At 46.7% G+C, this 26,872-nt stretch carries 22 protein-coding genes; 16 read left to right on the top strand and 6 right to left on the bottom strand.

The genetic code is table 11. The annotated features are described in order from the left end of the window. Positions 1-7: 7 nt before the first annotated feature. The 5 genes from NYR53_RS30455 to NYR53_RS30435 all read left to right on the top strand — a co-directional run bounded on the left by NYR53_RS30455 (position 8) and on the right by NYR53_RS30435 (position 9,588). Positions 8-3,046 (top strand): glycoside hydrolase family 2 TIM barrel-domain containing protein, encoded by a 3,039-nt coding sequence (locus tag NYR53_RS30455; RefSeq protein ID WP_367618593.1) that lies wholly within the window; start codon positions 8-10, stop codon positions 3,044-3,046. A gap of 58 nt (positions 3,047-3,104) precedes the next feature. Next, on the top strand, positions 3,105-4,046 hold the full coding sequence (locus NYR53_RS30450) for an aldo/keto reductase (protein WP_261302777.1): 942 nt from the start codon (positions 3,105-3,107) through the stop codon (positions 4,044-4,046). Beyond that, entirely contained in the window at positions 4,043-4,798 is a 756-nt protein-coding gene (locus NYR53_RS30445) for a sugar phosphate isomerase/epimerase family protein (RefSeq protein WP_261302776.1), read from the top strand. Before NYR53_RS30450 ends, NYR53_RS30445 begins: the two co-directional genes overlap by 4 nt. A 24-nt stretch (positions 4,799-4,822) precedes the next feature. After that, a complete protein-coding gene (locus tag NYR53_RS30440; RefSeq protein ID WP_261302775.1) occupies positions 4,823-7,957 on the top strand; it encodes an alpha-mannosidase in 3,135 nt (1,044 codons plus the stop codon). A 602-nt stretch (positions 7,958-8,559) separates the two neighbouring features. Further along, positions 8,560-9,588, top strand: a complete 1,029-nt coding sequence (locus NYR53_RS30435) for an LLM class flavin-dependent oxidoreductase (RefSeq protein ID WP_261302774.1) — start codon at positions 8,560-8,562, stop codon at positions 9,586-9,588. A gap of 100 nt (positions 9,589-9,688) precedes the next feature. On the opposite strand, the gene yxiS is transcribed toward NYR53_RS30435, so the two are convergent. Continuing rightward, positions 9,689-9,997, bottom strand: coding sequence for a protein YxiS (gene yxiS, locus NYR53_RS30430; protein WP_056828707.1), 309 nt, complete (start codon positions 9,995-9,997; stop codon positions 9,689-9,691). 76 nt (positions 9,998-10,073) lie between these two features. Here yxiS and infC point away from each other — a divergent pair, with 76 nt between their 5' ends. Further along, positions 10,074-10,559 (top strand): translation initiation factor IF-3, encoded by a 486-nt coding sequence (gene infC, locus NYR53_RS30425; protein WP_261302773.1) that lies wholly within the window; start codon positions 10,074-10,076, stop codon positions 10,557-10,559. Positions 10,560-10,930: 371 nt separating this feature from the next. Here infC and NYR53_RS30420 read toward each other — a convergent pair whose 3' ends face one another. Continuing rightward, positions 10,931-11,569 carry a C39 family peptidase gene (locus NYR53_RS30420; protein ID WP_261302772.1) on the bottom strand — a complete coding sequence of 213 codons (639 nt, stop codon included), beginning with the start codon at positions 11,567-11,569 and terminating at the stop codon, positions 10,931-10,933. Positions 11,570-11,987: 418 nt separating this feature from the next. Between NYR53_RS30420 and NYR53_RS30415 the strand changes: the two genes are divergently transcribed. Both NYR53_RS30415 and NYR53_RS30410 read left to right on the top strand, forming a co-directional pair. Next, positions 11,988-12,494 (top strand): hypothetical protein, encoded by a 507-nt coding sequence (locus NYR53_RS30415; RefSeq protein ID WP_261302771.1) that lies wholly within the window; start codon positions 11,988-11,990, stop codon positions 12,492-12,494. Next, positions 12,491-13,741 carry a M48 family metallopeptidase gene (locus NYR53_RS30410; RefSeq protein ID WP_261302770.1) on the top strand — a complete coding sequence of 417 codons (1,251 nt, stop codon included), beginning with the start codon at positions 12,491-12,493 and terminating at the stop codon, positions 13,739-13,741. The genes NYR53_RS30415 and NYR53_RS30410 overlap by 4 nt, the downstream gene beginning before the upstream one ends. A gap of 133 nt (positions 13,742-13,874) precedes the next feature. On the opposite strand, the gene NYR53_RS30405 is transcribed toward NYR53_RS30410, so the two are convergent. The 4 genes from NYR53_RS30405 to NYR53_RS30390 all read right to left on the bottom strand — a co-directional run bounded on the left by NYR53_RS30405 (position 13,875) and on the right by NYR53_RS30390 (position 18,740). Then, complete coding sequence (locus tag NYR53_RS30405; protein ID WP_261302769.1) at positions 13,875-15,023, bottom strand: conserved virulence factor C family protein; 1,149 nt, start codon at positions 15,021-15,023, stop codon at positions 13,875-13,877. A gap of 100 nt (positions 15,024-15,123) precedes the next feature. Continuing rightward, on the bottom strand, positions 15,124-15,711 hold the full coding sequence (locus tag NYR53_RS30400) for a guanylate kinase (protein WP_261302768.1): 588 nt from the start codon (positions 15,709-15,711) through the stop codon (positions 15,124-15,126). 156 nt (positions 15,712-15,867) lie between these two features. Continuing rightward, entirely contained in the window at positions 15,868-17,871 is a 2,004-nt protein-coding gene (locus NYR53_RS30395; protein WP_261302767.1) for a DEAD/DEAH box helicase, read from the bottom strand. 182 nt (positions 17,872-18,053) lie between these two features. Then, positions 18,054-18,740, bottom strand: coding sequence for a hypothetical protein (locus NYR53_RS30390; protein ID WP_261302766.1), 687 nt, complete (start codon positions 18,738-18,740; stop codon positions 18,054-18,056). A 278-nt stretch (positions 18,741-19,018) separates the two neighbouring features. Here NYR53_RS30390 and coxB point away from each other — a divergent pair, with 278 nt between their 5' ends. The 8 genes from coxB to NYR53_RS30350 all read left to right on the top strand — a co-directional run bounded on the left by coxB (position 19,019) and on the right by NYR53_RS30350 (position 26,577). Continuing rightward, positions 19,019-20,035, top strand: a complete 1,017-nt coding sequence (gene coxB / locus NYR53_RS30385; RefSeq protein ID WP_261302765.1) for a cytochrome c oxidase subunit II — start codon at positions 19,019-19,021, stop codon at positions 20,033-20,035. Between the two features lie 66 nt (positions 20,036-20,101). After that, on the top strand, positions 20,102-21,934 hold the full coding sequence (ctaD, locus tag NYR53_RS30380; protein ID WP_437180205.1) for a cytochrome c oxidase subunit I: 1,833 nt from the start codon (positions 20,102-20,104) through the stop codon (positions 21,932-21,934). After that, positions 21,931-22,545 carry a cytochrome (ubi)quinol oxidase subunit III gene (locus NYR53_RS30375; protein WP_261302763.1) on the top strand — a complete coding sequence of 205 codons (615 nt, stop codon included), beginning with the start codon at positions 21,931-21,933 and terminating at the stop codon, positions 22,543-22,545. The genes ctaD and NYR53_RS30375 overlap by 4 nt, the downstream gene beginning before the upstream one ends. Position 22,546: 1 nt before the next feature. After that, positions 22,547-22,864 carry a cytochrome C oxidase subunit IV family protein gene (locus tag NYR53_RS30370; protein ID WP_261302762.1) on the top strand — a complete coding sequence of 106 codons (318 nt, stop codon included), beginning with the start codon at positions 22,547-22,549 and terminating at the stop codon, positions 22,862-22,864. Between the two features lie 75 nt (positions 22,865-22,939). Beyond that, on the top strand, positions 22,940-23,797 hold the full coding sequence (locus NYR53_RS30365; RefSeq protein WP_261302761.1) for a cytochrome c oxidase assembly protein: 858 nt from the start codon (positions 22,940-22,942) through the stop codon (positions 23,795-23,797). Positions 23,798-23,806: 9 nt separating this feature from the next. Continuing rightward, positions 23,807-24,268 carry a DUF420 domain-containing protein gene (locus NYR53_RS30360; RefSeq protein WP_261302760.1) on the top strand — a complete coding sequence of 154 codons (462 nt, stop codon included), beginning with the start codon at positions 23,807-23,809 and terminating at the stop codon, positions 24,266-24,268. Between the two features lie 124 nt (positions 24,269-24,392). Beyond that, on the top strand, positions 24,393-25,298 hold the full coding sequence (locus NYR53_RS30355) for an ABC transporter ATP-binding protein (protein WP_261302759.1): 906 nt from the start codon (positions 24,393-24,395) through the stop codon (positions 25,296-25,298). Continuing rightward, positions 25,291-26,577, top strand: coding sequence for an ABC transporter permease (locus NYR53_RS30350; protein ID WP_261302758.1), 1,287 nt, complete (start codon positions 25,291-25,293; stop codon positions 26,575-26,577). Before NYR53_RS30355 ends, NYR53_RS30350 begins: the two co-directional genes overlap by 8 nt. The last annotated feature ends 295 nt before the right edge of the window (positions 26,578-26,872 follow it).

The following is a 26,872-nucleotide window of genomic DNA, read 5'->3' as shown; positions in this document are numbered from 1 at the left end:
GGAGAGAGTGGTCACATTGATTCACATCAATCGATATTGGGAAGACTTAAGCGTTTTGCAGGTGAACAGGGAGACTCCCCGAGCCCATTATATCCCTTATGCGGATGCAGGATCGGCGAAATCCGGTAAACGCGCGCGTTCCCCTTTTTATCAGACATTGAACGGAAGTTGGAAATTCCAATATCATCGCAGTGTTAGGGATGTAGAGGAAGCTTTCTACGAGGAATCGGCGAATGTCAGCGCTTGGGACGAGTTAATCGTTCCTTCTTGCTGGCAGGTGAATGGCTATGATCAGCTTCAATACACCAATATCAATTATCCTTTTCCTTGCGATCCCCCTTATGTACCGGATAACAACCCAGCCGGGCTTTATGTGAGAGAGTTCAACCTTTCGGGTTACTGGGACAAAAAGGACAAATATATCGTCTTTGAAGGGGTTAATTCGTGTTTTTACCTATGGGTAAACGGCAAGTTTGCCGGTTACAGCCAAGGCAGCCGAGTACCTGCGGAATTCAATGTATCTTCCTTACTCCGCGAAGGGAAGAACCGTATTGCCGTCATGGTGTTGAAATGGTGCGACGGTTCTTATCTGGAAGACCAAGATGCGTGGCGGTATTCCGGAATCTTCCGGGATGTGTATTTACTTGCACGCGATTCTGTCCATGTTCGAGATGTGTTCAATAAACAAACGTTCGAAGATGGTTTCCGGAAGGTGACCCTGCTGACAGAACTGGAGACAACGGGTCAGGTTACGATCCGAGCCGAATTAAAGGATGCGGAAGGTAACCTCGTGGGTACGGATGAAGCTGATGTCGACGGAAAAGGCACGCTCCGCTTCGAGGTGACGGATCCAGTCTTGTGGAATGCCGAGAAACCGAATCTGTACCAACTCTATGTTCATAGTGGCAATGAGGTGCTTCAATTTCCAGTCGGATTCAGGCAAATAACAATTACAAACGGTGTTTTCCAGATCAATGGACAGGCGGTCAAGCTGAAAGGCGTCAATCGCCACGATTCCCATCCTGAGCTCGGACAAACGATTCCGCTGAATCATATGATCAAAGATCTCGTTCTGATGAAGAAGCATAATATCAACACGATCCGTACCTCCCATTATCCGAATGATTCGCGATTTATGGAGCTGTGCGACGAGTACGGTTTCTATGTCATTGATGAAGCTGACTTGGAATGCCATGGCATGGGGACGGCAAGCGAGGAATGGGATGATACGAATATCCATCTGCTTTCTCAGAAACCTGAATGGAAAGCCTCGTTTCTAGATCGTGCTATTCGTATGGTGGAACGGGATAAGAATCATCCGTCGATCGTGATGTGGTCCTTGGGCAATGAATCAGGTTATGATGTTAACCATATCGCGATGGCGGAATGGATCAAATCGCGTGATGCGTCCATCCCTGTTCATTATGAAGGTGCTGCATCGAGTCAAGCTAATCCAGACGTGGAAAGTCTCGATATGGTAAGCCGGATGTATGCTTCTGTGCAAGAGATTGAAGCATATGCCAAGGATGAGAAACATAAGAAGCCGCTGTTTCTATGCGAGTATAGCCATGCAATGGGGAATGGTCCAGGCGATTTGAAGGATTATTGGGATGCCATTTACAAATATCCGAAGCTCATGGGCGGCTGTGTATGGGAGTGGTGCGATCACGGCATCAAAACCGTGTCGAAAGAGGGTACGCCTTTCTTTGCTTATGGGGGCGATTTTGGAGATAAGCCTAACGACGGCAATTTCTGTATCGATGGTCTGATTACGCCGGATAGAAAACCGCATACGGGGCTGCTGGAGCTCAAAAAGGTGATCGCGCCTATTCGAATCGAAGCACAGGATTTGCGAAAAGGTACGATCAAGGTAACGAACCTTTACGACTTCATCGATTTATCTCATTTGGGGCTTCATTGGAAGGTGGAAATGGACAGACAGATCGTCCAGCAGGGACAGCTTTCGTCTATTGAAGCCGCACCGCATGGTCATCAAATGGTGACAATTCCTTATGATTTGCCGGAAACCTCAGCGGGAACTTATATGTTGACCTTATCCTGTTGGTTGAAGGAACAGACGAATTGGGCGGAAGCCGGTTACGAAATCACATTTGAACAGTTTGAATTGCCCGTGGAGCAGGTGACAGAATCAGGTGATAGCTTACGGCAGATGTTCCCTCTTCAAGCTTACCAGGAGGGAGATATCCTGACGATCGAAGGTTTTGATTTCTGCCATTCCTTTGATTTGTACAGCGGAACGATACAGAAGATGTCCAAGCAGGGAGTGAATATGCTCCAGGGTCCGGCTCAGCTCACGATTTGGCGCGCTCCAACGGATAATGACATGCATGTGAAGGAAAGATGGTTGAACGCAGGTTATGACCGAACAGCAATGAAGATCTACCGCTGTGATTGGACAAAAATAGACGAAACAACCGTTGAAATCAAGAGTGATTTCTCCTTAGGCAGCGATAGTCGGTTTATCGCCCTTCATGGAGAAGCGATCTGGCGAGTAAACGGAACTGGCGAGATTTCAGTCAAGCTGCAAGTAAAAGTGGGAGAAAAGCAGGTCTATCTTCCGCGTTTTGGCCTTCAGCTTACGATGCCTCAAGGTATGGAGGAAGTCGAATATTTAGGCTTCGGACCGCATGAGAGTTATATCGACAAACGTCAAAGCGTGAAAAAAGGCAGATACCTGATGACCGTCGATGAGATGTTTGAAGATTACATTATGCCTCAGGAAAATGGGTCCAGGTATGGAACAGCGTGGGCTATTGTTTCCAATGAGCAAGGGATGGGCATCAAGTTTTCCTCGGCAGAGGATTTCTCTTTGAATGTGGCCCACTTTACGCCAGAGGATTTGACAAGAGCGGCTCATAACTACGAGCTTGCGAAGAGGAAGGAAACGATCGTCCATCTGGATTACAAGATGAGCGGGGTAGGGTCCAATTCTTGTGGACCGCAGCTTCTTGAACCATACCGTCTTGATGAGAAAGAATTCGCGTTTGAACTCCGTTTAATGCCGGTGTTTAAAGAGGATGAATAAATTGTCGCTGCCGTACTCACTTTGATTGGTCGATCAATTGTTTGAAGGAGGATTCAGGATGAGATATATGAATATCAAGGGCGTAGACAAACCTATTTCCCGCTTGTTCATGGGAACGGGAGATTTGAGAAAATTGGAAGAGCCGGAACGGATGATGCTGGATGCTTACATTCGCGCTGGCGGCAATGCCTTCGATACCGCTCATCAATATCGGGGGAAAGAGCTGGTTCTCGGTCAATGGCTTGCGGAGCAGAAGAATCGGGAAAAGTTGGTCATTCTAACGAAGGGTGCTCACCACGATGACGGCAGCCCGGGTCCACGGGTAAATCCGCAAGCGATCCGCAAGGATTTAACGGAGAGTTTAGAAAGGCTAGGAACGGATTATGTCGATCTATATGCGCTGCACCGGGACGATCCGAGCGTTGCGGTCGGACCGATCATCGAAGAGCTGAATGCACACCTTGAGGCCAAGCGAATCCGGGCAATTGGAGCTTCCAACTGGTCACATAAACGAATCCAGGAAGCGAATGAGTACGCGGCTGCCCATAACCTCACAGGATTTTCATTCAGCAGTCCGAATCTCAGTCTTGCTAAGCCTAACGAACCCCGCTGGGAGGGCTGCGTTTCGGCAGATGAGGATACCTGCGATTGGCATTCGGTCAATCAGCTGCCATTATTGGCATGGTCCGCACAAGCTGGTGGATTTTTCTCAGGAAATTTCACACCAGACAATCGTGCGGATGAGGAAATGGTCCGCGTGTACTACAGCGAAAACAACTGGGAGCGTTATCGTCGTGCCGTAAAGCTGGCAGAAGAAAAGCAGGTTACACCGATTCAAATTGCCTTATCCTATGTTCTTAATCAGTCATTCCCGACTTGTGCAATTATTGGGCCTCGAAACCCGGAGGAGCTGAATTCCTCAATTCAAGCAATGAATTTGCCCTTAACTGAGCAAGAGGTCGAATGGTTGGATTTGAAAAGGGAGGCGATGGCGGAATGATTAAACATAAATTGGCTGCGCAATTGTATACCTTGAGAAACGAATTGAAAAAAGATTTCCCAAGCGTACTGAGAGAGCTGAAAAAGATGGGATGGGCGGCCGTCCAGATCGATGGGCTGCATGGTAATCCAGCGAAAGATATCGCTGCGGTTATGAAGGAACTCGGCTTGCAAACGGCAGGCATGCATGTCGGTTTGGAACGATTGAAGAACGATATGGACGCCGTATTGGAGGAGGCTCGCCTTTTCGATACGAAGGATCTGATCTGCCACTCCCTCCCTGATGGGCTGCAGAATCCAGAGGGGTATGCCAGTGTGCGTCATGATTTGCTGCAGGCAGCTTCCAAAGTCAGCGGCATGGGTTACCGCGTAGGTTATCATAATCACGATTTTGAATTTCATACGACAATCGATGGAAAATTTGCCTTGGAATATTTGCTTGAAGATCCGGCTATTTATGCAGAAATTGACACCTACTGGGTAAAAAAGGCGGATCAAGATCCGCTATCTTTCATTCAAAATTATGCTTTTCGTATGCCGATCCTTCATCTGAAGGATATTACTGCAGACGAAAGAAAATATTTTGCTGAAATCGGAACGGGATCGATTGATTTCGCACCTATCCTGAAGTGGGGATTGCAAAGTGGTGTCAAATGGTTCGCTGTTGAGCAAGATTATTGCCCGGGAAACCCGATGGATAGTTTGGCGTTAAGTTATACCAATTTGCTCAAGCTAGAGAAATTGATTCATTGAAATCGATAGGAGGAGAGATTCGATATGTTTTTTACAGAATCGAAGCTGGAAGCGAGACTGCGTGAATTAAGCGAAACCCGGTATCGCGATGCGGTGCCTTTGGAGCGATTTTCAGCTGCGGAAGACGAGGATGGAGCGAATGGAGCAAGGCCGCCAGTTACGCAGCCTACATTTGAGCTGAAGACGGGTGAGACTTGGAAAGGTCGCGACCGCTACGTATGGTTATCGCGCACGATTGATATTCCAAGGGAATGGGCCGACAAAACCATTTTGGGGCGCTTCGATTTCGGTGAAACGGGCGGAGGCAACAATGACGGATTCGAATCCTTATTATATTGGAACGGTTCCCCTTTTCAGGGCGTCGATTCGAACCATCAAGAAGTATTTTTGCCGGAAGATGCTGCAGGCACGCAGGGGCGGATGGATATCCGCCTGTGGTCAGGACTTGAAGGAGGCGGGAAACCGCGCGAGAAGAAGCATACAGTGAATCGCGCTGAACTCTGCTGGCTAGATGAGCGGGTTGACGATTTCTACTACACAGGACGCGCTGTGCTGGAAACCATCCGCAGTCTGGATGCTAACCATCCTGAACGTACGCAGTTAGTTAAAGCGCTCGATCGTTCTTTTAAGTTAGTGGATTGGTCGAATCCGCTCTCGGACGCCTACTTTGAATCCGTATATCGTTCTCGGGAGCTGCTGCATAGCGAATTAAATCAGATGGAGAAGAAGCATCCGGTTACGGTAACTTGTATTGGACATACCCATATTGACGTGGCGTGGCTGTGGAGACTTAAGCATACTAGGGAGAAATGTGCACGCTCGTTTTCAACAGTGCTACGCCTAATGGAACGATTCCCGGACTATGTGTTTTTGCAAACGCAGCCTCAACTTTATGCCTATATTAAGCAAGATTATCCGGATATTTACGAGCAAATTCTTGAGCGTGTACGTGAGGGTCGATGGGAAGTTGGCGGAGGCATGTGGCTGGAAGCCGATTGCAATCTAACCTCTGGGGAATCGCTGGTGAGACAATTTTTACATGGAACCCGATTTATTCGTGAGGAGTTCGGAGTGGAAAGCACTTATTTATGGCTTCCCGACGTATTCGGGTACAGCTGGGCGCTGCCGCAAATTTTGCGGAAATCCGGGTTCGATACGTTCATGACGACCAAAATCAGCTGGAACCAGTTCAATCGCATGCCACACGATACCTTCAAATGGCGGGGAATTGATGGAACCGAGGTTTTGACGCATTTCATTACCACGCCTGGCGATTGGGAGGAAGCTAACTCTTTCTTCTATACGTACAACGGCATGGTGACGCCAATGACAGTCAAAGGTACTTGGGACGCCTACCGTGATAAGGAAGTGAATCAAGAGCTTCTGCTTTCTTATGGTTATGGGGATGGCGGCGGCGGTGTCAATCGAGAGATGCTGGAGATGCGCCGTCGTTTGGAAGACATGCCTGGCCTGCCACAAGTGAAAACAGGGCGCGCAGACGAATACTTTGAGCGGTTACATGAAACCGTTGAAGCAACGGACCGTTATGTGCATACATGGGACGGTGAGCTGTATCTCGAATATCACCGCGGGACTTATACGAGCCAAGCCTATATCAAACGGATGAATCGTAAGCTGGAGCTTCTATATCGTGAAACGGAATATGTCAGCGCTTTGGCTGCCTTGTTGAAATCTGATTGGAGCGTTTATCCACAGGAGATGCTTAACAAGGGTTGGACTATCATTTTACGCAATCAGTTCCATGATATTATTCCTGGTTCTTCGATTACTGAAGTCTACGAGGACAGTCGTGAGGAGTATGCGGAAGCTATGTCTATAGGGACATCTGCGTGGAATGAAGCTGCAGCACGAATTGGAACACAGCAGGAAAAAGGTGCGGTAACGGTTCTGAACAGCGCTTCATGGGAACGCAGTGATCTTGTTATTATTCCTGGGGAAAAAGCTGCGATTGGCAGCGTCTGGACTGATCGGGAAGGCAACCAATTGAAATCGCAATACACGGATGGCCGCTGGATCATCGATGCACCTAATGTTCCGTCTGTAGGTATGACGACGATTCACTTTACAGAACCATCTCAATTCACTGCTGCAGCTGAAGAGATTCCTTTCCAACTGAAAGGACGCACGCTAAAAACGCCTCATTATGAAATCGAATGGAACGAATCCGGTCAATTGGTGCGCTTATTCGACCTAGATAATCGCCGGAACGTGCTTGCTGCAAGCTCACGAGGCAACGTTTTGCAGGTGTTTGAAGATAAGCCGATTGATTTCGACGCTTGGGATATCGATATTTTCTACCAAGAAAAAATGCGCGAAATTACCGATCTTGTTTCCGTTGAGCTCGTTGAAGAGGGACCACTAGCCGCAACGGTTGCATTCAAATGGAACTTTGCGAAGTCTACGATTTCGCAATGGATGACTGTCTATGCAGACAGCCGACGCATTGATTTCCGTACCCATATCGACTGGCAGGAACGTCAGCAGCTGTTGAAGGTTGCATTCCCGGTAGACGTGCGTTCTACGGAGGCTACTTACGATATCCAGTTCGGTAACGTTAAGCGTCCGACGCATTGGAACACGAGCTGGGATTGGGCGCGTTTTGAATCCGTCGGGCATCAATGGGCGGACTTGTCCGAACGAGGATACGGCGTAAGCTTGCTGAATGATTGCAAGTATGGCTACGACATTAAGGATAACGTCATGCGCTTGTCACTCATTAAATCCGCGATTCATCCGGACCCGACAGCTGATCTCGGGGAACATTCCTTTGTGTACGCGCTTCTCCCGCATGCGGGGGATTGGTATGCAGGCGGTACGGTGCAGGAAGCATGGGCGCTTAATAATCCGCTTACGAGTTATGCAGGTGTTCGGGCGCAAGGCACACTTTCCATGTTCGAATTTTCTGCCCCAAACGTGATGGCGGATGCGATTAAGAAAGCAGAGGATGGAGAGCGACTGGTGCTTCGTATCCATGAGTTTGCTGGAGTTCGAACGCATGTGGATATTAAGAGCGATTTTAACATTCGATCGCTGCAGGAATGTGATTTGATGGAGCGGCCTATCGGAGATGTTGAGGCTTCCAATATTGAGCTGAAGCCTTATGAGATTAAGACATTTCTTGTTAGTCTTGAAGTTTAATTGAGAAAGCTAAATTCTAACTTACACTTTAAAAGAACAATGGACCTAGCGGTTTTCGCTAGGTTCTTCGTTTAGTAGATAAGAAAGTATAAGTTTTAATGATCACGGTTACCCAATGTTGTAATATCTACAACAATTCACACGCCCAAAGCCCATTTGGCAGATAGAAGTTGTAGTTTGTACAACAATTCAACCCATTTTCTCCGAAATGGCCTGAATCGGACCCAATTGTTGTACATAATTATAATACAACATCAATAGGAGAAAGGCGGGATCTAGGCAGTAATTGTTGCACTTTTTACAACATCATTCAACTGCGAATGGGGATTCATTCATCCACAACTTCACTGAGCTTATAAGACGATGGATTCTGATTCTCTACCACTCAATTAAAGATAAAAGTGTATTGAAAAATGACTGTTTGGAAAAAAGACTGGCATAAAATTTTTCCGTAACCATACACTTTTAGTAAGTAAGAGGAATGGATTAATCAAAATTTAACAATTCGGGACAACGCCATTAGGGGTTTGTCCTTTTTCTTTTGTTGGTCGGACGTTGTATAATCAAGATCATCGGCAGATGACTCAGAAAGAAGGGATGACATGCTGAAGTTAAGTATTCTTGATCAGTCACCGGTATCATCCGGGTTTACGCATAGCGAAGCTTTACAGCAAACAATTGGGTTGGCTCAGGTGGCGGACCGTCTCGGCTACACCCGATTCTGGGTGTCGGAGCATCATAACTCGGCAGGCCTTGCCGGCTCCTCGCCAGAGGTGCTGCTCTCTACGCTGGCTGCCCGCACGAGTCGTATTCGGCTCGGCTCCGGCGGCGTGCTGCTGCCCCATTACAGCCCCTACAAGGTCGCTGAGAATTTCCGTATGCTCGAGGCGCTCTATCCGGGGCGCATCGACCTTGGCATCGGGCGTGCGCCCGGAGGCACGCCGCATACGGCCAAAGCGCTGCGAGGCATCAGCGCTGATATGTTTGAGGGACTTGAGCGGTTCCCAGCGCAAGTCACGGATCTACTCGGGTTCCTCGCCGACTCGGTGGAACCCGGGCATGTGTTCGAGGGCATCCGCGCCACCCCTTTGGTGGACTCGATGCCCCAGGTGTGGCTGCTCGGCTCCACCGGGCAGAGCGGGGTGTATGCCTCGCAAGCAGGCGCAGCGTTCTGCTTCGCGCACTTCATCAACGGAGCGGGAGGACAACATGCGGTGCGCAGCTACCGCAGCTCGTTCCAACCGTCTGCGCTGAATGTCGTACCGCAGGCTACGGTGTGCATCTATGTGCTGTGCGCTGAGACGCAGGCGGAGGCCGAGGGACTTGCGGCTTCCATTGATTTGCGCATCCTGCAAACGGAAAAGGGCGAATTCACAGGAGTGAAATCGCCCGAAGAAGCGGCTGACTATGTGTACTCAGATTGGGATCAAACAAGGGTAAGGGACAATCGATCCCGTATGATTATTGGTGATCCAAACCAAGTGAGAGAGCAGCTGCTGAAACTAGCCGAAAGCTACCAAGTCGATGAAGTGATGGTAGTGACCGGCGGCTACCGTTTTGAAACGAGACTGCAGACCATTGAATTGTTGGCTGAAGCTTTTAACCTTGAGATGAGACAGCATGCTTTTTAAGTAGATAAGAAAGTATAAGTTTAATTACACTTCGCGTCATCAGTCTTGACAAACGCGCTCGTCCTGAAGGACGACGGAGTCGTTTATCCTTGGGAAACGATTAACGGTTCTTTCTCGGACGCTTATCGATTTCTTGTGTGACGATGAAGGCTAGTTCCTCGTTGCCGAATAAAGATAGTACGCCTAGTACAGTGTCATCAGGGACTTCACCGGCTTCATCTTTGGGAACCGTTAAATCAAGGGCTTGCTGCAGCGCCTCATTATTTGGTTGGTCTGGGTATGCGCTATGATAGAGCGCTGCAGGATCCAAATCATGGTTGATACACCATTGTGCAAAAACGAGGATCATCATATGCTCTTCACGTTTGTAATTTTCGATCATTTGCTCTTCTAATTGTTTATTATTCATATGGGGTTAGACATCTCCTTAAACAACCTCTTCCTGTTAATGGGTTCATTATAGCGAAAGATTAGGTGTATTCACAATGATTAAGAATGAGAAAATCAAAGCATCCGAGGTTCATGTAACAGGACTACATGGTGAAGATCTGGGCGTAATGCCCACGAAGGAAGCACTGCTGCTAGCGAAGCAGCTGAAAGTGGATTTAATCTGCACCTCGCTCATGAGCAGTCCACCTCCCTGTAAGCTCATTGGCGCTGGGCAAGCGAAACAAGAAGCCCTGCAGGAAAAGCAGCAGGCCCGTAAACGAGAGCAAGCCCCTAAGGTTAAGGAGCTCCGCTTAACACCTCACATCGAAGATCATGACCTAGAGACGAAGAGGCAGCAGGCGGAGCGCATTCTGCAAGGCGGTGACGCTGTGCTGCTGGTCGTGAAGATTTCAGGCAAAGAAGGCGCGAAGGCGAAAGAATTGCTGGAGACGCTGACCAAAGATTTGAGCTCGCATGGACGTAAGCATACAGGCATACAGCTTAGCGGTAAGCAAGCGGTAGTGCAAATGGATCCCTTATAAAAAAAAGCATGGACTACTCGGGATAGATCGAGCAGTTCATGCTTTTTTAAGATAAAGAAAATTGGAGCAAGCAAAGATTACCCTCTGTTTATCATCGTCGGCAACATATTGTATAAAGGGCAACAATTTGTGCCCAGAACCCGCCTTTCTCCCTTCCGTGTTGCATAAAGTAGAACAATTGGGACTTAAACAGGCCATTTTGCATCAGAAAGAGGGCAAAATGTTGTACGGAATACAACTTCAACCAGCAAAATAGCAATAAAGCGTGTGAATTGTTGCAGTGTTTACAACATACGGAAACGTTAAGGCCAGCTTGCCTTCACGAAATCATTTATTTTTGTTTTGAGTACTATTATTTTAAAGGCCTGCTGTTAATTTAATGTAATCGCTTGAGAACCCATCTGCTCCCAGACAGTTTTGAAATCAGATAAAGCATAAGATTCCTGTTTTCCGGTCATAGGATCGTTCATATAGGCGTAATCGTCGTCCCAGCCTGTTAAGAGTAAGGCGTGCTCAGGTTGATACCACTCGACCAGCTGCCCCTTCTCATCCTGCCATTCCATCTCCAGATAAGGTATGTCCATATGTTCGGTTGCCCAGATCATGGCCGGTTTTCCTTGGGAAACAATAGTAAGCAAATCTTCAAAGGCTATGCCAGATAAATCCTTCACGCGACCGGGTAACCATTGATCCAGCATGTCCGCGATCGGCTTATGATAAATACCATAACCTACCTCATAGGGGCTACCTACAAATACATCTTTGGGATTACTGCCAATTAATGCTCCGTCGTCATTCACATAAGGCAACTCGCCTAAGGGGAGCGCATCCGCGACTTCCTCTTTGGATACGGGAACTCCAGCCCAGTTTAACAGCATCGTGGCAACGACGGCTTCACATCCGTTCGGCAGCTCAGGCAGCTGCGATAGGGCAGGAACATTTTGCAACTGAAAATGATGATTCGTCTTGGGTTTAATGGTTGGCAAAGATGTAGGTACTGACACTGTCATTGTCACCGGTACCGGTAGCTCCGTACCATCTAGATGTGCTTTAGTAACGGATATAGGTAATACCTGCTCTAGGGCAGGGGATGTAGGCATAGCGATTGCCAAACAAAAGATACTGAACAACACTAAAAAACAACAAGTTAATTTCATCATTTCCCACGTCCAATCGGGGTTGTCTTCTCATTACAACATGTGAAAATGGAAAAATCAAATAAAGTGACCGACTATTTATTTCTGCAAATTGATAATGATTGAACCCATGCACATACAATGACAAGGCTGTCGCATAGTCTAGAGAACGGGTGACCGCTCATTTGCCCGAGATATGATTAGATTTATGAGTATTTGTTCGTGAGGTATAAGCTCATTGAATAGGGTAAAATGGGAGCAACGACTCGTTCAATGGATATAGGGGAGATTTATGAATAAACACGAGGATCAGAAAAAGGCGTTGGAACAAACCGCAATTGATATTTTTCTAGATTTATACAATGTAAATAATGAGGTTCCATTGCGTATGGTTCAGCAGCAAGAGAAGCCTGACGCGCTGCTTGAGGATGCCAGAAATCATCAAGTAGGGTTAGAAGTCACCCATCTGTTCTACGATACCGAGGAAGCTCGGCTTATGCTGTCGCGATCTCAGTTGACTAAGCCCAGCGCCGAAGGAATTGATACGTTTATTCAGGTCATTAATGACCGCATTCAAAGTAAGGAGCATAAATTAAAAGATTACTCTCATGATTATCCCTGCATGCTGCTAATTCGTAATCTATCCCTTCTGTTTGGGATGTCCGATATACTTGGCCGGAAGCGTAATCTGGTACTGCCGAATGGTCATTTCACCCAGGTGTGGCTCCTGTCTAGAGACTTTACACCAGATTGGTTATTAATTAACTTGAACGAAGTTGGTCGTGGAGGTATGAAATGAAGCGTTTCTATATAGCTCTGGTCGTAACTTTTAGCGTGTATGCGTTAACCCTAATCGTTTATTTCTTAAAAGGGGAATTATTCAAAATCCCGCTTGAACTTATTGGAACCAGTGCTGACCCGCATACGTTTATGACCACACAAGAAATTACGAAGGCAGAGTCCTTGTCGCGCATACGGTCGCTAACTTATTTCCTAAGCACTCCATTACAGATGGGGGTCCTGCTGGCCCTGCTCGGAATTGCAGTAAGGTTTCGCCATATAGTGGAAAAGTTGTTCCGAGGCTCTTTCTTGCAGATGGTTGCTTTTGTGCTTTTATTTACCTTGCTTATGGACGTGCTCTTGCTGCCGATTGATTATTTCCTGTTCAAAATCGACCAGGTTTATGGGTTGTCCACGGAAACACTAGCTTTGTTCTGGAGTGATTATGGCAAAGATTTTCTGGTTAATGTCTTGGGTACGACAGTTATCGTATGGATTTTCAGAGGGGTGCTAAAATGGAGTCCTAACCGCTGGTGGCTCTGGTTCTGGCTGGTATCTATTCCGCTTATTTTGTTCGTCACCTTCATCCAGCCCGTTGTGCTGGACCCGCTGTATCACGATTTTAGGCCGCTCCAAAATCAAGAGCTAAAGGCACAAATTCTTCAGCTTGCTGCGCGGTCAGAGATCCCTGCGGATCAAGTCTATGAAGTCAATATGTCTGAGCGGACTCATACAATTAATGCCTATGTGAATGGCATTGGAGGGAACGCTCGTATTGTACTTTGGGATACGATACTGAAGAAGCTGCAGCCTGATGAGATTTTGACCGTGATGGCCCATGAAATGGGACATTATGCCGAGCGGCATATCTATCTAGGGATTGCTTATGGAATCGCATTAAGTTTTATCGGTTTCTGGCTTGCGTTTCATGCTTATCGTTGGTTTATTCGGCGTTGGGGTTCAATTTGGGGAATACAAGAGGAAAACGATTTAGCAGCGCTGCCGATCTTGCTGCTGATTGTGACCCTAATGAGTTTCGCCTCGGCGCCAGCGCAAAATGCGTTCTCAAGAGCCATCGAGCATCGCGCTGATGCCTATGCTATGAAAATGACGGGAGACGGCAGCGCCGCGATCCGCGCCTTTCAACACATTGCCAAAGAAAATCTCAGCCCCGTCACACAACCGAAGCTGGTTCAGTGGTTCCGCGGCTCGCATCCAACGATTTTGGAGCGGATTTTATATTTTGAGCAGTTTGGTAAGCGTTAGGTCTTTGTCCCACTTATATGTAAAAAAGCACGGAGGGCATCCAAAATTGGATGGGCCTCCGTGTTTTTTTTAAACCAATGGAGAATTAGAAAGGCAAGTTGTACGGTGTACAACAGACTATTTCCACCGAACATTATTCGTTCCTACGGGTCATTTGCTGCCATACAGAGCCTTCGGCGGCGTGCCCGCCTTCGATGCGCTCGAGTGCGATTTTCACCTGCATGCGCACCTCGAATTCAGGGTCGTCGACAGCTTCGTGCAGGGCACTCAGCACGGTGTTGTCTCCGACTTCGTACAAGAAGCGCGCCGCGCGCCAGCGGACTAGCTTGTTGCGATCTTTGAGCGCCTTCGCCATGGCTGGCATGGCGGCAGGGTCACCGAGATCGGACAGCGTATCGCCAGCAGTCCGCCGAACGGAAGGTGTATCGTCCTCAAGGGCGCGATACAGGAAGGGCAGTACCTCGGGTTCCTTGATATCCCCGAGATATACGGTTGCCAGTCGCCGAATCGACGTGTTCTCGTCCTGCAGGGCATGGACGAGAAGCGGCAGCGTCTCAAGCGACGGCTGGATCTTCTGAAGCGCGGCGTAGCGCAGCTTCCAGTCGCTGTGCCGCAGCTGCGCACTTGCTGCGCTAGCATCTTCAACCTCCGCGGATTCCTCCGCGGGGGCTTCTTCCGAGGTCTCCCGCATCGCGAGGGAGACCAAGCTTTCGACGCGGGCGTCGTCGTAAGAAGCGTCGAGCTCCTGGACGACTTCGCCCGCGATGTCCCCGAGCTCGCCGTAGCGTACGCCGAGCTCCTCGAGCTTCCGCTCCTTAATCAGGTTCGGCGATGCCGTACCTGCGCGAACGGCCGCCTCAGTGAAGCGCTGCGGCATTCCTACGCGCACTTCCTCTGTGCCGGCGCGAACCCTCACCTGGAGCGGAATGCCACGAAACATCTGCACGAGGACTTGTGCCTCACCGAATGCGGCTTCAGCTGTTGGCTGCTGTTCCGTCGGCAGGCCTCCGTCGGCAGATGGCTGCGCTTCGCCAAAAATCTCACGGGCTCTGGCCAGAATGAACTGCCAGTCCCCCTTAGAGGTGCGGTCTACGGCAATGAAGTCCGCTGCATGGAACACACTAATCACGCCTTGAACAGCCAGCAATTGCCCCATATTTTCAGGTGCTTGCTTGCTGTTTTCTTTTGTATAGGTTTTTCGTACACCAGTAGGTAGCGACTCATCCATATTGAGCTTCATTGAATTCGGGCTAGGTGTAGGTTCAATAGATATAATTTTCAAAGTGGACAACTCCTTAATGAAGGCATCGCAGCCGCTAATTGTTACGTGAAAAGACCCGGACGAAGTTCCGTCCAGGCCTGTTATAGGCATTCACTGCCGTTTAATCTAAATCAACTAAATTGCGATTTAAGTACTGATCCAACGTTTTCGTCAAATCAAACACGGTGTGCGCTAAATCAACATTCTCAAATACATGATCACATTGGTCACGGAAAGCTAATTCTTCTTCATAATAAGAAAGATACTTCGAAATCATTTCCTCGGAATCTCCGCTTTCTTTCATCCGTTGTTCAAGTTTATCCCGACCGGCATGAATGAAGATAAGGACTACGTGATCTCCGTAAATCTTTTTGAGGGTTTCGGCGCCAAAGCGGTTCAAAATTAAATAAATGCTTCCGCTAATTTCGAACATGTGTTCAATATCTGCACTTTTGATGCCATACAAATGGTCATTAACTGTACTAACCTCAATGAATTCACCAGCAGCTTGTGCTTTAACAAACTCGGCCGGAGAGATAAAGTGATAATCTTGACCATCTTCTTCGGTAGCCTTCGGAGGTCTGGTGGTGTAAGAGATGACCTGCTTCATGCCGAGCGTAGAGCCTGACATTTCCGCGACCGTCTTACGACCAGCACCGTGAGGACCGGTGAATACAAAAATCATTTCCTTGTCCTTTAATGCGTACATGGAACATACCTCCTTAATGGGAATTGTGGGGGGTAAATCCTACGTGCGTGCAACGGTATGAAACGATTTTTGATCAGTAGGATCACTTGCAACCGTATTTATATTTTACATCGTTCGGGTTATTCGGTAAAGCCTTGCTTGGAAAGCGCTTTTTTCCTAGCGCTTTCCGCCACGGCCACCGCCGCGTGGTGCGTTGCCGCGGGAACCGCCTGATTGCCCACCGCGCGGTGAGCTTGATCTGTCGCCCCGTGGCGCTCCGCCACGTGCTCCAAAGCTGTCACCGCGAGGTGCGCTGCCGCGAGCTCCACGCTCGGCACTGTCGCCGCGTCCGCGTGTCTGGCCGCGTTCGCCGCCAGCTTGCCCGCCCCGAGGTGCCCCGCCACGTGCACCAAAGCCCTCACCACGCGGCGCTCCGCCGCGTGCTCCAAAGCCCTCGCCCCGCGGTGCTGCTGCACCGCGAGCTCCGCGCTCCGCACTGTCGCCACGGCCTTTGCCGCCGCGAATCGTACGCGACGCGCTCGCTGCGTCATCACGCCCTGTGCCGGCATACTTGTTATATGGCGAGTAAGACTTATCGCCATGAGGAGCAGAACGTCTGCGCTCAGTACCTTCAGCGCGCGGCGCTCGTTCAGCTGCGTTTCCGCCGCTCCAGGACTTGGTGACGCGTGCTTTAGCTGCGTTCATGTTGTCACCGCGACCTGGACCAGCATTCGTTGCTGCCGGGCGCTCTTTACTCTCAGCGCGTCCCCATGTATTCGGATTGCGTTCCGAGTTAACCTTCTCAGGACGTGAGCCCGTACGTGAACTTCCCGTTGCAGCGGTACGCGAACCGAATTTATCGCCTCTAGAGGACGAGCTTCTTGTTCCATATTGAACGTTGTCTCGACCGCCACGGCTAGCTTCGCGAGCGCCGGATCTTCCGCTGCGTCCGCCAGTTGCACCGTTTCTTTCATTACGGCCCCCGCGTGATGACCCGCCGCTGCTTCTGCGTGCGGAACCTCTGCCATCTGTGTCTACATATTCCTCAGAGTTCGAACGAACACGTCTTTGCTGCTGTTCTGGACTTCTTAAAGACATCTTAATTCCTTTTTCGATTAATTCAATGGTAGGCATATCTCGCTGCGTAGCAAAAGTCACAGCTACACCTGATTCCCCAGCACGGCCAGTTCGGCCAATACGGTGAATGTAGCTCTCGGCATCTTGCGGGACATCATAATTGAAAATATGAGTGACGCCTTCAACATCCAAACCGCGAGCTGCGATATCCGTTGCAACCAAAAGTTCGATTCGCCCGTCTCTGAAACGCTTCATGACTTGTTCTCGCTTCGCTTGAGACAAATCACCGTGAAGCTCATCCGACATTAAGCCGATTTCCTGCAAAACTTCATTGAGCGCTATAGCCTTAGCTTTGGTCCGACAGAAAATCATCGCAAGGTAGGGCTTATATTCTTTAATAGCTGCGATCAAAGCATCTTGCTTATCTCGATCTGTCGTTGGAACAAGGACTTGTTTAATTTCAGCCAAAGTCACTTGTTTACTTTGAATTTTGATTTCCTTAGCTTCTTTCATATAGGCTTTGGATAGGTTTACGACCTGTTCAGGCATAGTTGCAGAGAAGAGAAGCGTTTGACGATAAGGGGACGTTTGGGCAATGATATCCTTCACTTCATGAAGGAAGCCCATATGCAGCATTTGATCGGCTTCATCTAATACGAGTATTTTCAACTTATAGAAGTTGATAGAACCGCGGCGAAGGTGATCGAGCAATCTTCCCGGTGTTCCTACTACTATATGTATGTTACCTTGCAGCTTTCTAAGCTGCTTTTCTACATCTTGCCCGCCATATGCGGCCAGAACCTTTGCTCCTGTAACTGGGACAAGGCTTTTCAACTCATTGCTAATTTGAATAGCTAGTTCACGTGTCGGTGTCAAAATAAGGGCTTGGACATCTGGGCTTTCTACATCAATTGTTTCTAATATAGGAAGTACAAAGGCAAGGGTTTTACCAGTACCAGTTTGTGCCTGTGCGATAACATCTGTACCTTTTAATAAAACAGGAATCGCTTCTTTTTGAATGGGGGTCGGTTCTACGACTCCTCCAGATTGCAATACGTGAACAAGACTTTCTCTAATTCCTAATGAGGCAAATCCATTTGACATGGTAAATTGGCCAGCTCCCTTTTTCCTGCTAATATAGGGACTTTGGTCATAGACCAGAGTCTCTTCTTGTTAAAGACGATTCCCTCATTGTACAGGAATGCTAGACAAATGAAAACAGGAGCCGACCAACAAGCAGCAAATACTACTTTATATAGAAGGAATTTTCTCTACTACACTTCTTCTTAGTGTTCAGGCAAAACTTGAGCTGTACCGAAAACCCGCGTAACCGTTTGATTGAAATCCGTTAATAAAGGCATAAGAGAGTGGCCCTTCCAGCTTTCTTGGGCGTAGTTATTCATTTTATTAAGGAAATCACGGTTCGCCGAAATATATACATCCATGATGTTAGGCTGAAGCGTACGAATTTTCTCAGCCATGGCTTGTTTGAATCGATGTGAAAGCATATCGTGATGCACGGCAGTTTCATAACTATTATGGCCATTGTTCAAATCATTGGACGGCATCGTGTCATTGAATGGCGCGTTATCGTTATAAAAGCCTTTGGTAGTCCCCTGGTTATTCGTCTCTCTGGCGTAACCCTTGGTACCTACAGCACTGCTGTCAATCATTAGAGCGACGTAGGCATTCTGATCCGTAGTCATTACGATGGCTGTATTTACCCCATTCATAGCATGTAGTTGATTGGAAAGAAATTGGCTGTATTCCAGCTTTGCATTGTTATGTGTAACTGGACCATAGAGCTGTTGAGTTTGATAAGCTCTTTCGGTTTCCTCTGTTTTTTCGACAGGGGCGCCAAAATTCGTGTGGTCGGGACTTTTTCCATATTCTCTTCCTTTCTCTGCACAACCGGATAATGTCAGCAGGAGGAATATCATTCCACAAATCGGAAAACCTAACTTCCTGAGCATCAAAAGAGACCTCCCATATACGTTGTAATGTTTATAGGATGGGATGTTTCTGCGCTTTTATTCGTGATCTCAAATAAAGGCTTTTATGCATAAAGAGGCGGGTGTATGGAAATAACCATGGAGGGAAAATATATCGCTACAGAGCGGTTTAAGAACAATTTGTGAACTTCCCTCCAGCGATTGACAAAAACTTTTCACGAATTTATAGTTAATAAAGTGAATTGACATGGGCATGGCCTTCGTGGTAAAAATATTGTTTTAAAAGTGGGGTTGATACAATGAGTCGATTGAAAAAGTTATGGCGTCTGGTGCCCCTTTTAGCGGCAATGACGTTCTTGCTAACCGGGTGTGGAGACCCAACCTTGTCTGCTTTAGTGCCAAAAGGTCCTGTGGCTACCGAGCAGCTTAATTTAATGAAATTAAGTCTCTTTATCATGGTTTTTGTCGTAATTGTCGTATTTGCAATTTATGTGTATGTGCTAATTCGTTTCCGTAAACGTAAAGGTGACACTAGCATACCTAAACAAGTTGAAGGCAGCCATGTGCTTGAGATTATCTGGACAGTCATTCCGATTCTCTTACTGTTAGTACTTGCGGTACCAACAGTCACCTACACATTTAAGCATTCAACGAATTACAATAAGGACAAAGCTGCGGTTCATGTCAAAGTAACTGCACATCAATTTTGGTGGCAGTTTGAATATCCCGATTTAGGCATCGCTACAGCTCAAGAGCTTGTTGTACCTAAGGATAAAATTATTGCCTTCGATCTTGTTTCAGCAGACGTGGCTCATGCCTTCTGGGTACCATCCCTAGGTGGGAAAGTAGATACAAATCCAGGTATCCATAATACGCTTTACCTTCAAGCGGACGAAATCGCAACCTTCCAAGGAAGATGTACGGAGCTTTGTGGAGCTTCACACGCTTTAATGAACTTCACTGTAACATCCAAAAGCGAAGCCGATTTCAACGCATGGGTAGCTAAAATGAAAGCTCCTGTTACTGTGCCGGCAACTGCACAAAAAGGTGAAGAGCTTTTCAAAGAAAATTGTATGTCTTGTCACGCTGTTAATGCGAACGGTCCTGGTGTTGCTCCTAACCTCAAAGGTTTCGCAGATCGTGATACACTTGCTGGTATACTGGAACACACTCCTGAGAAAATGGCGTTGTGGATACATAATCCGCAAGAACAAAAACCGGGCAATAAAATGCCGGCTTTTGGTAAAGAAGCAGGCGGTAAGCTTGATGACGCTCAAATTAAAGATATTGTTCAGTACTTACAGACTTTGAAATAAACTTCTCAGGTAAAGGAGGTTAATACGTTGGCTCACTCTCATCCAGTAAAAAAACATACCGGTCTGATGGATTGGCTTACAACAGTCGATCACAAGAAAATCGGTATCCTGTACTTAATAGCGGGCGGTTTCTTCTTCCTCGTAGGAGGACTTGAAGCCATCTTGATTCGGATTCAACTCGCTTATCCCGATCAACACATTTTTATCGGCGATGCATTTAACCAATTAACAACGATGCACGGAACAACGATGATTTTCTTTGCGGCTATGCCGGTTATCTTCGCATTCATGAATGCCATCGTTCCTCTACAAATTGGTGCAAGGGACGTTGCGTTCCCTTTCGTTAATGCACTTGGTCTGTGGTTGTTCATCGCAGGTGGCGTACTGATGAACACAAGTTGGTTCTTAGGCGGCGCACCTGATGCTGGTTGGACAGGGTATGCTCCATTATCCTCCATAACGGATAGCAGTTGGGGACAAACCCTTCAAAACAACCTGCAAGGTACTGATTTCTATGTACTAGGGCTACAAATTGCTGGTATCGGTACTCTAATCGGGGGTATTAACTTCCTTGTTACGATTATCAACATGCGTGCACCGGGTCTTACGTATATGCGTATGCCGATGTTCACATGGTCTGCTTTCATTACTTCTGGTTTGATCGTTCTTGCATTCCCTGCGATTACGGTTGCCCTTGTTGAACTTATGTTTGACCGTATCTTTGGCGGTGCTTTCTTCGATGCAGCCAGAGGCGGTAACAATGTACTATGGGAGCATTTATTCTGGATTTTCGGGCATCCCGAAGTTTATATTTTGATTCTTCCAGCTTTCGGTATCATTTCTGAGATCGTTTCGACTTTCTCGAAGAAACGTCTTTTCGGTTACAGCTCCATGGTATTTGCAACAGTATTAATTGGTTTCCTAGGCTTCATGGTTTGGGTTCACCATATGTTTACAGCAGGTTTAGGCCCAGTTGCCAACTCCATCTTCGCGATTGCTACTATGGCGATTGCCGTTCCAACTGGCGTTAAGATCTTTAACTGGTTATTCACACTTTGGGGTGGACAAATTCGCTTCACAACAGCGAATATTTTCGCTACAGCCTTTATCCCAACGTTCGTAATGGGTGGAACAACAGGGGTTATGCTTGCGATTCCAGCTGCTGACTTCCAATATCATGATACGTATTTCGTTGTCGCACACTTTCACTATGTTATCGTTGGTGGTCTAGTGCTTGGTTTGTTCGCGGGCCTTTACTACTGGTGGCCAAAAATGTTTGGACGTATGTTGAACGAAGGAATGGGTAAACTGCATTTCTGGTTGTTCTTCATTGGCTTCCATCTGACATTCTTCCCTCAGCATTTCTTGGGACTAATGGGAATGCCGCGTCGTGTCTTTACGTACCAACCCGGACATGAACTCGAAGTAGGTAACTTGGTTTCAACTGTAGGCGCGTTCTTGATGGGCATCGGTACATTGGTATTCCTGATCAACATTATTGCAACACAAAGAAAACCAATTACGGCTCCAGCAGATCCATGGGATGGACGTACATTGGAGTGGGCGATTCCTTCTCCTGCACCTGAATATAACTTTAAACAAACGCCGCTTGTTCGCGGATTAGATGCACTTTGGAAAGAAAAAATGGCTGGTAATAAAGAGATGACTCCGGCAGAACCTGTAGGTTCGATTCATATGCCTTCCGCATCTATCTTACCGCTTGTTATGTCCGCTGGTTTGTTCATTGCAGGTTTTGGTTTTATGTACCGAAACTACTATGTAGCTGCCGCGGGTATCATAGTTACATTTATTGCGATGTTCTTACGTTCGGTATACGACGATCATGGTTGGCATATTGAACCGGAAGAGCTTGAAGACGACAAGGGGGTAAAGGCATGAGTACTCATCATACGGGCGCACTGCCTGCTAATCCGGAAACGGCTACCCTCGAAGGGAAAAATAAAGTTCTCGGATTTTGGTTATTCCTCGGTGCTGAAGTTGTGTTGTTCGGTTGTCTATTCGCAACCTACATCGCACTTCGGAACTCTGTTCCAGACGGTCCTACAGCGGATGAACTTTTCAAACTCAAAACAGTGGGTTGGTCAACATTCATTCTCTTAACAAGTAGCTTAACGAGTGTGTTCGCGATCATTGCGATGCACAAGCAAAAGCTAGGACAATTGTTGTTCTGGTTATTAATTACTGTATTGTTTGGTCTTTCTTTCTTGGGTATGGAGATTTACGAGTTTTTCGAATATGTACACGAAGGTCACAAGTTCACAACAAGTGCTTTCTCAACTTCGTTCTATACGTTAGTTGGGTTCCATGGAGCTCACGTAGCGTTCGGTGTTTGCTGGATTACACTGTTGATTTTGCAAGGACTCAAAAAAGGTCTTACGGTTGTTACAGCACCTAAGTTTTATGTAGCAGCTTTGTATTGGCACTTTATTGACTTAGTCTGGGTATTTATCTTCACAGTCGTTTATCTGATGGGGAAGGTGGGTCATTAAGATGAGCAGCAATTCTCATGATACACACGCACCTAGCAAACGAGTTAAGCATGAATCACCACTGAATCACTACTTGTCTTACATTATCTCGATTCTTCTTACGATGTTGGCATTCGCTGTCGTTCTTTACGGAGACTTGGATCGTTCCTTTATTTTAATCTTCATCGTTACTTTGGCTATTGTGCAGGCTGTTGTCCAGCTTCTGTTCTGGATGCATGCCAAAGAAAGAGGACACTTATTCCCGCTCATTTTTATCGGGGGTGGAGCAATTGTTGCTCTCACCGGTGTTATTATGGCAGTATATTGGGTATGGTGGTAAGAAAGCAGGAAGAGGCAACTTTGTCTAGACAAAGTGCCTCCTCTTTTTTTAGTTGAAAGGAGATATAGATTAGCTATGAGCCAAATTGGTGGATTTTTCGATTTGTGGAATCCTGTTATACTATTGGTGGTCGTCGTTGTCGGATATGTCTATAGTCGATTTGTCGCTAAGGGGAATGGGAATTTCGCAGATGCCGAGCCAGTTTCGGATAAGCAGAAGCTATGTTTCTATACGGGGCTTGCCCTGTTCTACATAGGACAAGGGAGTCCGATTAACTACATCGGTCATCATTATTTGTTCAGCGCGCATATGCTGCAGCAAACGATTCTTTATTTAATTGTTCCTATATTTATATGGCTAGGTACGCCTGCTTGGGTGCTCCGTTTTTTCATGCAAAATCGAGTCTTCCGCGGCACATTTTCATTTTTCACACGTCCGCTGATTGCGCTATTTTTGTTCAATATGCTATTCTCCATCTATCACATGCCTTTTATTATGGACGGTTTGATGAAGAATGATGTGTTACTTGTAAGTTATCATACAGTGCTTCTGTTTACAGCGTTCATGATGTGGTTTCCTGTATTTTGTCCACTTCCGGAGTTGAATCGTCTGAATGACCTGAAGAAATTGGCGTATATTTTCGGTAATGGGATGTTGTTGACACCTGCCTGCGCGCTTATTATATTTGCTGATTCGATCATTTATGAAATGTACTCGAACGTTACTGTGCCTTTTGCTCATTTGTCTCCGCTGGATGACCAACAACTCGGCGGTGTTCTTATGAAAATCATTCAAGAAGTCGTATATGGTGCAACACTTGCCTATATTTTCTTCAGATGGTACCGTAGAGAGCGTAAGGAAGATGACGATATAGAACTTATTGAGACACAAGAGAACTTGAATAATCAAGGCGGGAACTGGAATCGCGCTTAGAAAGGATTTATGGAGATGCACATTTTACCAACTATTTCTACGATGTTTATCGTTATCAGTGCTATATTTGTTGGTTTCGGCTGGTATCATATTGTAAAAGGGAATCGGGAAACGCATCAAAAGCTGATGGTTCTTGGAGCAATCTTCGCACTGGCGTTTTTCATCATTTACATGTCCCGTACCTTGTTTGAAGGAAATACGGCATTTGGCGGGCCTGAGAGTCTGAAGCTGCCGTATCACTTATTCTTGTTCTTCCATATTACGCTGGCAACGGTGGGTGGAGTGCTAGGTCTAATCACATTATGGTTTGCTTACAAAAACAAATTTCTAAAACATAAAAAAATCGGACGAGTCGCCGCGATTGTATGGCTGCTTACAGCGCCTACTGGCGTCTTGGTGTATGTTTTGCTGTATTTGATGTATCCCGGTGGGACGACGAAGCCAGTGATTGATGCGATTTTTGGCTTGTAAGAGAAGCTGAATGTGTGAGTTATGCTCACAGCATTCGGCTTTTTTTGTTCCGTTTTTTTCCAAATCCTGTGGTAAACTTACTTATGAACAAATAAACACGTTATCTAAGGAAGGTGGCTTTAAGGTGACATATCCTTTGATCGTTGATCATGTTACGAAGCAATACGGGGAGAAAACGGCAGTGAATGACATCCAGCTCCGAGTAAAGCAGGGAGAAATATATGGGTTGCTTGGGGCTAATGGAGCTGGGAAGACAACGACGATGCGGATGGTATTAGGTCTTATCTACCCGGACCATGGAAGCATAAAGTGGAAGGGTCAAGGTTATCGAGAAGAGCTGAGGCAGCTGATGGGCTATTTGCCAGAAGAGCGAGGTTTGTATCCGAAGGTCAAAGTTAGCGATCAGATCATCTATTTAGGAGAGCTGCGTGGTCTTTCCCGTAAACAAGCGGATGCAAATTTGAAGCTTTGGTTGGAGCGATTTGACGTCCCCGAATACTACAACAAGAAGGTGGAGGAGCTTTCCAAGGGAAACCAGCAGAAGATCCAATTCATCGCTGCGGTCATACATAACCCGGAAATACTCATTCTGGATGAAGCCTTTACCGGGCTCGACCCTGTGAATGTGGAGCTGCTGAAAACAACAGTGAAAAGCTTACGCGACGAGGGAAAGACAATACTTTTTTCCAGTCATCGTATGGATCATGTGGAGGAGCTGTGCGAGCATATTTGCATTCTGCATCGTTCCAATACGCTTGTGCAAGGCAGCTTGAAGGATATTAAAGCAACGTTCCCCAAAGAGAGAATCATACTAGAGACCGAGAATCCGATTGAAGGTTTGGAGAAACTTCAAGGCGTTACTGCGGTTGAAAAGCATCTGACTGGGTATGAACTCCGTATTAACGAAGCATCGGCGGCGCAGGATATTCTCAGACATGCCATGAAGCAGTCCAATGTATATCGGTTTCAGTTGATGGAACCAACGTTAAATGAAATCTTTATCCAGAAGGTGGGGAGAACACATGAATAGAATCATGACCGTTATTCAATTCACTTTCATGACCCGTTTTCGGTCCAAATCGTTTCGTGTGATGAGTGTGATTCTGATTTTGCTATTATCCATTATGATTCATTTGCCTGCAATCATTGATAAACTTTCCTCCCATGAAGCAACGAAAATTGGAGTCTTCGAGGGCAAACAAACGGAGCTTGCCGGTAAGCTAGCAGCATTTTATAATAATCAACCCAATCCGGATATTGTCATTATTCCACTTCGGGATGCGGGGAGTACGGCAGCGAATGAAGCCTTAGGTAAGCAGCAGATCGCTGATAAAAAGATCAAGGGCTATTTGGAATTTACAGATGCCGTTACAGCCGGTTTTCCGAAAATGGTGTATAAATCCGAAGGAACGATGGAATTTTCGTTAAAAGGCAAGCTTCAGACCGCTCTTCAGCTTATTAAAACAGACGCGGCCCTGCAGGGAGCAGGTCTAGCAGCCGAACAAAAGGCCAATATTCAAGCGCCTGTTTCCTTAGAGACGGTGCAAATTTCAACCAATGACAAGGCTTCGTCTGGTAAAACGGAATCACAAATGGTGATGTCCTATGCACTTGTGTATGTCATGCTATTCATGCTTTACATGGGGGTAATCGGTTTTGGCAACATGGTTGCGATGGAAATTACATCGGAGAAAAGCTCTCGTGTGATGGAGCTGCTTATCACTAGTGTATCGCCGCTCAAGCAGATGTTTGGCAAAATCATCGGAATCTGCCTGCTCGCTCTATCGCAAATAGCGCTGATGATTGTGGTGGGCGCAATCAATTTAAGCTTATCTGGCAGCAGCAAACTAATTTCGGAGCTGCACCTTAACTGGTCCGATCTACAAATATCATTGATCGTTTATTTCTTAATCTTCTATCTCCTAGGGTTCTTCATCTATGCAACGGTTTTTGCGGCTGTAGGTTCGCTTGTGAGCCGTACAGAAGAGGTGGGTCAGGCTATTATGCCAGTCACCCTGCTCATCGTGGCAGCCTTCATGATCGCCATGTTCGGACTGAATAACCCGAATGCCGGATTCGTTGTTACGATGTCGTTCGTACCGTTCTTTTCACCGCTTATCATGTTCCTGCGTATCGGAATGAGTAGTCCGCCTATCTGGCAGATATGGCTCTCCATAGCCATTCAATTGGGATCAATCGGTGCTATGGCTTGGCTTGCTGCTAAGATCTATCGTACAGGTGTTTTGATGTATGGCAAGCGTCCCTCCTGGCGTGAGCTGCGAAAGGCGATGCGGGCTTATCGGGTGTAGCTGTTCTTACAGTAACAACACTTGCATCAGAACCTGATTGTGAGGGGATTATGAAGCAGAATGTCGGTAGTCTTTGTGAAATGTATAAGAAATCAGTGAAATATTGAAGGAAAAAAGCTGTGAATTCAGTTAATATTCACGGCTTTTTTATTTGGTTGCAGTTCGTAAAAAGCAAAGTTTTGTTATAAATTTGGATATTTATTTTAATGAAAGCGATTTCATCCAATTTTATACTATTCATATTGGCTAATAATCAGAAATCAAGAACCAATGAAATGGGTTTCATAACGAAGCT

This window comes from Paenibacillus andongensis (genome assembly GCF_025369935.1).
Lineage (GTDB): Bacteria > Bacillota > Bacilli > Paenibacillales > NBRC-103111 > Paenibacillus_E > Paenibacillus_E andongensis.
Note: the sequence above shows the minus strand (reverse complement) of the source record. Positions and strands in the feature narration are given on the sequence as shown.